Origin of the sequence: Thermococcus sp. LS2, from assembly GCF_012027375.1 — an archaeon.
GTDB lineage: Archaea > Methanobacteriota_B > Thermococci > Thermococcales > Thermococcaceae > Thermococcus_B.
In genome coordinates, this window is the sequence record NZ_SNUI01000022.1 from 1 (window position 1) to 2,802 (window position 2,802).

At 65.0% G+C, this 2,802-nt stretch carries 1 tRNA gene and 2 rRNA genes; all 3 read right to left on the reverse strand.

Features of this window, described 5'->3' with window-relative positions:
* Positions 1 to 1,692 (reverse strand): 23S ribosomal RNA (locus tag E3E24_RS12730); the annotation flags it as partial.
* A 120-nt stretch (positions 1,693 to 1,812) separates the two neighbouring features.
* A tRNA-Ala gene (locus E3E24_RS12500) sits at positions 1,813 to 1,889 on the reverse strand.
* 52 nt (positions 1,890 to 1,941) lie between these two features.
* A 16S ribosomal RNA gene (locus tag E3E24_RS12735) occupies positions 1,942 to 2,802 on the reverse strand; the annotation flags it as partial.

A 2,802-nucleotide genomic window follows, 5' to 3' on the forward strand; every position in this document is an offset into this window, starting at 1 on the left:
GGCGGAACCCCCCTAACGGGAGGCCATTCGCGCTTTCACCCGGTTCTCACCATTACGGTACTCCCCGGGCTTATACGCTTAGCCGGCCTTATCGACCGGTCCGCCTACCCCGAGGCGTCACCCTCCGGGCTTGCGTTGCCGCACCTACCCCCGCGGTACGGGAATATAAACCCGTTTCCCTTTCCCCGACGCCGAGTTACGGGTCGGGTTAGGACCGACTAACCCACGGCTGACGAACATTGCCGTGGAACCCTGGCCCCTTCGGCGGCCGGGATTCTCACCCGGCTATGCTGCTACTCCCGGCAGGATCCGCAATCCCGACGGGTCCACCGGACCTTACGGCCCGGCTTCTACCCCACCGGGACGCCCGCCTACCCGATCACGGACCAATCGGTCCGTGCGCCGGGGTCTCGGCGGCCGGCTTAAGCCCCGTCCATTTTCGGGGCCCCTGACCTCGACGGGTGAGCTGTTACGCACTCTTTAAAGGATGGCTGCTTCTAAGCCTACCTCCCCGCTGTCTAAGGCCAGGGACACCCTTTGGAGTAACACTTAGCCGGCACTTTGGGGCCTTAACCCCGGTCTGGGTTGTTCCCCTCTCGGGTGACGGCTTACACCGCCCCCCTACTCCCCCCATCTACGGCGGCGGTGGGTTCGGAGTTTGACAGGAGGCCGGGGGATTTCTCCCCCTGCACCTCCAATCAGTGCTCTACCCCACCGCCTACCTCCGGGGAGGCTATCCTGCGGGATAATTCGGCGGGAACCAGCTATCTCCGGCCTCGATTGGCCTTTCACCCCTAGCCCGGGGTCACGGGAGCGAATTGCACGTCAGCACCCCTAGCGGGCCTCCATCCCTCTGTTGAGGGACTTCGCCCTGCCCCGGGCTAGATCGACCGGTTTCGGGTCTCACGGCCGTGACTCCGGGCGCTTTCACACCCCGTCCCTCGGCGCAAAGCGCCTGCGGACCTGTCGGTTTCCCTACGGCTTCGGGGTTTTACCCCCTTAACCTCGCCACGGCCGTGAACTCCCTGCCCCGTGTTTCAAGACGGACGGTGCAACCCCGGTCCCCTTCCCTCGTACTCCCCCGTCGCCGGGGTTTCCTTCGGGAAGGCTCACTCCTTTCGGGCCGCACCCACCTATCGCCGCCTGGTTTCAGGCTCTTTTCACCCCCCTCCCGGGGTGCTTTTCAGCTTTCCCTCACGGTACTAGTTCGCTATCGGTCTCGGGACGTATTTAGGGTTGGGAGCCGATGCCTCCCAGCTTCCCGCCGGATATCCGACCGACGGTACTCAGGAACCCCGCAGAACCCTGGGGGCTTACGCCTACGGGGCTATCACCCTCTCCGGCGCCGCGTTCCAGCGGACTTCGGCTTCACCCCCGAGGGTTCAGCGCGGGGCCCTACAACACCACATCCCCTGGGTGTTTCCACCCAGGGTTCAGTTTGCCCTGTGCCGCTTTCGGTCGCCCCTACTCACGGCATCGCTTTTGCTTTCTTTTCCTGCGGGTACTAAGATGTTTCAATTCCCCGCGTTCCCCCTCCCTGCCGGGAGTGCGGCAAAAGCCGCGGGAGGTCCCATTCGGGAATCCCCGGCTCGACGGCTGCCTGCGCCTCACCGGGGCTTATCGCAGCTTGCCACGCCCTTCGTCGGCGCCCCGAGCCGAGCCATCCACCAGGCGGCTTAGGTTTCTTGCCCCTTACTTGAGGGGCTGGGCATTTTTTGGGCCAATCCGCCTATGCACGGTCCTCATCGTGACCCCTGTTCGGGGCCTAGGACCCTTCCACCCCGAGCTTTGCTCGGGATGTGCACCTCTTCGTGGTGGACCGGCCGGGATTTGAACCCGGGGCCTCCGGCTTGCAAAGCCGGCGCTCTCCCAGGCTGAGCTACCGGCCCACTCTATGGCAGGCCCAACACCCCTTAAACCCCCGGACGGGTTTCCGGCGATAGGAGGTGATCGAGCCGTAGGTTCCCCTACGGCTACCTTGTTACGACTTCTCCCCCCTCACGGAGCCCGGGCTCGACCCGGCCTCCCCGAAGGGAGACCGAGCCTCACCCGGACCCCGCTCGGGTGGAGTGACGGGCGGTGTGTGCAAGGAGCAGGGACGTATTCGCCGCGCGATGATGACACGCGGGTACTAGGGATTCCAGCTTCACGCGGGCGAGTTGCAGCCCGCGATCCGAACTGAGGGCGGGTTTAGGGGATTCCCTTCCCCTTTCGGGGTCGGATCCCATTGTCCCGCCCATTGTAGCGCGCGTGTAGCCCGGGGGTTTCGGGGCATACTGACCTACCGTCGCCCGCTCCTTCCTCCGGCTTATCGCCGGCGGTCCCCCCAGAGTGCCTCCCTCCCAGCGGGAGGGACTGGCAACTGGGGGCGCGGGTCTCGCTCGTTACCACACTTAAGTGGACGCCTCACGGTACGAGCTGACGGCGGCCATGCACCTCCTCTCGGCGTGTCCGGCAAGACCTTCAGCCTGGCCTTCATCCTGCCGTCGCCCCCGGTGAGGTTCCCGGCGTTGAATCCAATTAAACCGCACGCTCCACCCCTTGTAGTGCTCCCCCGCCAATTCCTTTAAGTTTCAGCCTTGCGGCCGTACTCCCCAGGCGGCGGGCTTAACGGCTTCCCTACGGCACCGGGCGAGCTCGGAGCTCGCCCGACACCTAGCCCGCATCCTTTACAGCCAGGACTACCCGGGTATCTAATCCGGTTCGCTCCCCTGGCCTTCGTCCCTCACCGTCGGACCCGTTCCAGCGGGGCGCCTTCGCCACTGGCGGTCCCCCTGGGATTATAGGATTTCACAGATCGGA